The 5,772-nt window shown below is 27.4% G+C and carries 7 protein-coding genes; 2 read left to right on the forward strand and 5 right to left on the reverse strand.

The features are described from left to right. A partial coding sequence (locus tag CLTEP_RS13215) for a transposase (RefSeq protein ID WP_153016349.1) occupies nucleotides 1–329 on the forward strand: 329 nt, incomplete at its 5' end. 31 nt (nucleotides 330–360) lie between these two features. Here CLTEP_RS13215 and CLTEP_RS15505 read toward each other — a convergent pair. From CLTEP_RS15505 to CLTEP_RS13225, 3 genes are all read right to left on the reverse strand, one after another. After that, nucleotides 361–483, reverse strand: coding sequence for a hypothetical protein (locus tag CLTEP_RS15505; protein WP_278319561.1), 123 nt, complete (start codon nucleotides 481–483; stop codon nucleotides 361–363). 148 nt (nucleotides 484–631) lie between these two features. Next, nucleotides 632–1,156, reverse strand: a complete 525-nt coding sequence (locus tag CLTEP_RS13220) for an isochorismatase family protein (protein WP_066827456.1) — start codon at nucleotides 1,154–1,156, stop codon at nucleotides 632–634. Between the two features lie 20 nt (nucleotides 1,157–1,176). After that, a complete protein-coding gene (locus CLTEP_RS13225; RefSeq protein WP_066827458.1) occupies nucleotides 1,177–2,187 on the reverse strand; it encodes an arginase family protein in 1,011 nt (336 codons plus the stop codon). A gap of 379 nt (nucleotides 2,188–2,566) precedes the next feature. On the opposite strand from CLTEP_RS13225, the gene CLTEP_RS13230 reads away from it, so the two are divergent. Further along, the gene (locus tag CLTEP_RS13230; RefSeq protein WP_066827463.1) at nucleotides 2,567–3,850 is read left to right on the forward strand and encodes an IS110 family RNA-guided transposase; all 1,284 of its coding nucleotides are present in this window, start codon (nucleotides 2,567–2,569) and stop codon (nucleotides 3,848–3,850) included. A gap of 271 nt (nucleotides 3,851–4,121) precedes the next feature. Here CLTEP_RS13230 and CLTEP_RS13235 read toward each other — a convergent pair whose 3' ends face one another. After that, complete coding sequence (locus CLTEP_RS13235) at nucleotides 4,122–5,228, reverse strand: ParA family protein (RefSeq protein WP_066827461.1); 1,107 nt, start codon at nucleotides 5,226–5,228, stop codon at nucleotides 4,122–4,124. 200 nt (nucleotides 5,229–5,428) lie between these two features. Next, nucleotides 5,429–5,662: a hypothetical protein gene (locus CLTEP_RS13240; protein ID WP_242863950.1), complete on the reverse strand. Its 234-nt coding sequence runs from the start codon at nucleotides 5,660–5,662 to the stop codon at nucleotides 5,429–5,431. Nucleotides 5,663–5,772 lie beyond the last annotated feature (110 nt).

Here is a 5,772-nt window from a genome sequence, read left to right on the forward strand (position 1 = left end):
CAACAGATATCAGTTTATGTGATGAGGAAATTTTTCAAAGGTATAATTGTCGATGGACAATAGAAACTTTTTTTCGTCAAAATAAAATGGAGTTAAATCTTGATAAATATCAAATAAGAAGTTCTAGAGCAATAAAAAGATATTTAATCATAACTCAGTTAGCATATTTATATTGTATTTTTGGTGTCTGTGATAATTACATCACCTTTAGTGAAGGAATAAAAATTGCTAGAAATAATTCTAAAGAAGCCTTGATTTCTTGGATCTGTGATAAATCACAAGAAGGTTTTACTAAACAAGAAATATGTAGCCTATTAAAAGTTGCATAGGAAAAGTATAATTATATACTGTAAAAATTTGCTAGCATTTTTGCACATTTATAGTTTCACTAATATAATTTCCATTTCTTAATAACTGAATTATTTCAAGTCCTATTTTAGGAATTAAAACATATTCATCTATACTAGTACGACCAATATACACCTCTTCAGAATCACCTTCATCAATTGTAATAAAATCATCGAAAAATTCAACAGATACATCTGCATTAGAATGTAATATATGTAAAGCTTTATATTTATTTATATTTATTTTTATTTATTTTTATTTATTTTTATTTATATTATCCATATTACCTTTTCTCCATAAACTCATCGAAATATAATACTTTAATTATATTTGACCAATTCAATACAGAGCCTACAAAATCCTTTATATCTAAACCTGGCATCTCATATAAATTTTCATCTCCAACAGTTCCAGTTGCATCTTCAATAAATGTAACTTTATAACCTCTATCAAATCCAGCTATTGCAGTAAACATACAACAATACTCAGTATTAAAACCACATATAACAATATTGTCTATAGAATGTTTAATTAAAATATCTTGTAAATTAGTATTAAAGAATGCATCTGCAGTAGATTTTTTTACAATATAATCAGCATAAACTTTAAGTTCCTTCACGATTTCTACATTAGGACTATCTTTAAATAGTATATTATTTTCATCATTATCTAAATGTTGAGTAAATATGATAATTTCTTTATTGGCTTTAAATGTTAAAATTAGTTCTTTTATTTTTTTTATTTCATTCTTAAAATTTTTTTGTTTTATTAAACCATATTGTGCATCAATAACTAATAGTGCATTCATATTATATCCCTCCAATCAAATTATGACAATATCTCAATAATAAACCTTAATATTTCAATTACAGCATAACCAGTCATATTATTTTTGTCTAGCAATGGATTAAACTCCACAATATCCATTCCAACTATATTCCCTATATTATTAATATGTTTAATTATTCTAAATATATCAATAATATCTAAGCCAAAAGGTATCGTAAATCCTGTTCCAGGAGCTATTGTAGGATCCAATACATCAATATCAATAGAAATATAAAAATCATAATCTCCCTGTGAAAAGTCTAAGAATAAATCACTTAAATCTTTTCTCTTTATGTCATCTGATGTTATTACCTTAATTTTTTCATTTGAAAAAATGGGTTTCCAAGCTTCTCTAACTCCTACATGTATTATTTCATCTACATTATCCATATTTTGTATTGCAGTAACGAAATTTGCATGGTTCACAATACCATTTATTATAGTATCAGAATCATAATGAGCATCAATCTTTACAAATTTTATTTTTCTTTTAAAACATTTTAGTATAGGATATGTAATTGAATGATCGCCTCCAATACAAACAATTTTATTAGGAAATTGTTTTATTTGTAAGGCATACAATTTTTCCAAACGATCGTGTAAATCACTTGATGATTCGCCAGCTATATATAATAAATTTCCTAAATCAAATACAGCTTGATTCATATACACATTTATATTAGGTCTATAATTTTCTAAATTGCCATCAATTCTTATATATTGATTTGCATATCCAGAAGTTAAGTTCCTAATTTTATCAGGTGATAATTTACATCCAGATGCTCCAGTTACTGCTCCATCATATGGAATACCAAGTAAACATATTTGATTTTTATTTCGATTTCTTGGTGCATCAAAAAATGAAGAATTCGAATTTGTATTTGCAAAATAACTCTCAACTTTCGAATTCGTATTATTACAAAGTACTCCAAGTTCACTTAATTCATCAATAATATTTAAAACATCATTTTTACTAATATCAAAATTATTTAAACATTCATCTATACTCATAGGTTTAACAAAAAATTTTATTATTGTTAATATTTCCAGTACCTAAACTAACCATAAAAAACTAAAGATTACTGGAAATTATTAAGAACGGTTTAGAATTACTCTTAGACGTCAATATTTACAATATGGATTGACATAGGTGTAATTCTGATTCTCCTTGTTGACCACTATCGTGGTACTTCTGTAAAAGAGTGTTTCCTTATTTATAATGTTAACTTCTAACCCAGTCGTTGTTCGAATTATTAATCGGTTAGAGTAGCAACTAACCTAAAGTGATTAATAGTTTAGTTCTTATTAGTGCGAGGCTGTTGATGCATTATAAACTAGGGGTAATCCTATGTCCGTTCTTTTTAATTTTATATTGAAAGGTGGTGATACAATGAATAACGCTTTAACAACTACTTTATTTATTGGTATAGATGTTAGTTCAAAATCCAATTATGTGTTTGCTTTAGACTTTTTTGGCGAAAAATTATTCTCTTTTCAAACAAGCAACAACCTTCCAGGCTCTGAAGAAATAGTAGCCAATATAATATCATGTCTTAAAGAAAATAGTCTAACCCACCTAACAATTGCTATGGAATCAACTTCATTCTATAGCTGGCATTTAGCTAATGTATTAGCTACCCACGATGCCTTAATATGGTTTAAGCCTAAAATTTACTGCTTAAACCCTAGAGTAATTTGTGCTTATAAAAAGTCATTTATTGATATGGATAAAACCGATCCAAAGGATGCGTTCGTTATTGCTGACTTTGCAAGAGTAGGCAAAATAACTACAGCTCCATGGGATGGAAGTAAATATATTGCTTTACAAAGACTTACTCGTTGCAGACTACATTTAATGGAAAATATAAGTCGTGAAAAGTCTTATATTCTTTCAAATATATTTTTAAAGTTTAGCGAATTAGCTGTTCTTGATAAGAACGAAAGCCCTTTTTCAAATACATTTGGAGCTTCATCATTAGCAGTACTTACAGAATTTATGTCTATCGAAGAACTTGCTACCGCAAGTCTTGAAGACTTAGTTGCTTTCTTAGTGGATAAAAGCAAAAATCGATTTTCCGCCCCAGAAGCAACTGCTAAATTACTACAAAAAGCTGCTAGAGATTCTTATCGTTTAGATAAGTCACTATATGATCCTCTAAATGCTACAATTGCAGCATCTCTAAATTGCATTAAATCTTTAGAGAAAGAGGTTAAAGGCTTAGATAAAGCAATTGAAAAAGCTGTGAAAAGGCTTGATAATCATCAGTTTCAATGTTTGATATCTATTCCTGGTATAGGACCTATATTTGCAGCAGGCATAGTTTCAGAACTTGGTAATATCACCAAATTTACTAATCAAAGTTGTTTAGCCAAATATGCCGGTTTAACTTGGAGAAAAAAACAATCAGGTAACTTTACAGCAGATAATACTTTTCTAACTAAAACCGGAAATAAATATCTACGATATTACTTACTTGAAGCTACTGCTAGCGTTACTAGATATAACACTGAATATAAAGATTATTATAATCGCAAATACGCTGAAGCCTTAGTACACAAACATAAAAGAGCCCTTGCACTAACTGGACGAAAACTTGTAAGATTGATTTTTTCTTTGCTACGAAATAATCAACTTTATACCTCTAACGAGGTAGTTGAAAAAGTTACAACTTAATATTTGTCCAACAGCCTTGCAATTCCTAGTAAAATTTTGGTAATTGCTTAAGGATTATTAAGGTTACCCTTTTTTATCTAAGACAAACTAGAAAATTTCCAATTTAATAAAATTTTTATCTTGACATATTACCAGTCGTCTTTTATACATCTCTATAAAAAATTATATCATAGTCATGTATATTTTTAATAAAAATATTTTATTTAATCATAATAAAGAGCACTCAATCTTTAAGATTAAATGCCATTTATGATAATTAAATATTATGTTTCTATAAAGTATTTACTCTCTTTAATAAATCTTTGGTAAAATCAATATATGCTTCTTTTGTTTTTTCATAAACCTTTCTATTTCCTCTAATAGTTGCTGTATCTTCTCGTTCTAAATTATCTAAACTTGGAATCTTCCATATTGGATTTTTATATTTTTGTGCCATACCTGGTAATGTATTATGAGAATGCATTACATTTTTTAAACCTATTGGAGTGTTTATCATATCATCTGTTAAATGCTCTCTTATTTCACTATTTATATATTGTTTTATAGTTATAGGTATTTGTTTCGCATAATTATAATGCGATTGTGCTAAATCCCAAGGATTATTATTACTACCATTATATTTTTTTGCATTATATATAGTAAATCCAAGAAATTTTACAAACTCTTTAGGAAATTGTTTTCTTTTTTTATCTGAAATTAGATTGTATATTGCATCAAAATCTCTTTTCCAATTTGCTAAAGAACTGCCTATATTCTTTATTCCATACATAGAAAACATATCTGGTAAGGCAGGAATTAAGAAACCATCAACTGTAGATATAATCACTTTATTTAATACTCCTAAACTTGGTGATGTATCTATTACTACAAAATCAAATCCATATATTCTCGCATAATCACAAGCCAAACTTCTAATCTTAGTTATAGTTCTTATTGCTAATGGATCCCCCACATATGCTTCTGTCCATCTAGATGATATTTTATTCTCATACATATGTAATGTTAATCTACCAGGAATTATATTTAATTTATTTGTAATTGCAAATGGAGGTGGCAAAGTTTCTAAATCACCTGTTCCTTCTTCTGTTGGTTTCAATAGATAATGAATAGTTCTAGGCTCTTTATTCATTTCTAAGAATTCATTTGCTGAAAGTTCTTTCTTAGCTGCATCAAATCCTGTCTCTATAAATTCATCTTCCTTTTTCCATATATTATGTAATTCCTCTACATCAATTCCATGTATAGTTAAATTACATTGTGGATCAAGGTCTATCATTAAAACTTTATATCCAATTTCCGTAAGTGCATACGCCATATGATATGACAATGTTGTTTTGCCAACACCACCTTTATTATTGAAGACAGAAATTATCCTCATCACATCTCCCCCATAAACCTTATTTGAAAATTCTCATATTTAAATTATATCTTTCATTGTAATATTTTTCAATATACTTTTCTTAAACATTCCTAAATAACTGTATAATTTATCACTAAAAAGTTCTCTAATTTAGCTTCTTAACTCAAAACCTTAAAAATAATATATTTATAATGTAATACTCAAAATATTTTTTTATATTAGTTTAATTTGCTTATATATCTTCTCTTATCAATAATATTAAGCAATGTATACGCAATACAACAAATACCATCATTAAAATTATAAATTTTCTCATCCTCTTCATTCATAATTTCATCATTAACAAATCTATTGTATTTTTCATCTAATCTTTTAATAATATCATTAGATTTTTTTATATTCTTCTTTAACCATCTTTTAGCAACTTTTTTATCCTTACTATAAATGAGCAAAATCGCCTCCATTATTTTACAATGATTATGCGCACTTATCTTCTGATAGCTTAAGAACATCACAAATAGCGTCTTTGCTTACTCCATTTTGAGATTGCGTGTATACCCAC

It is taken from the genome of Clostridium tepidiprofundi DSM 19306, assembly GCF_001594005.1.
Lineage (GTDB): Bacteria > Bacillota > Clostridia > Clostridiales > Clostridiaceae > Clostridium_AC > Clostridium_AC tepidiprofundi.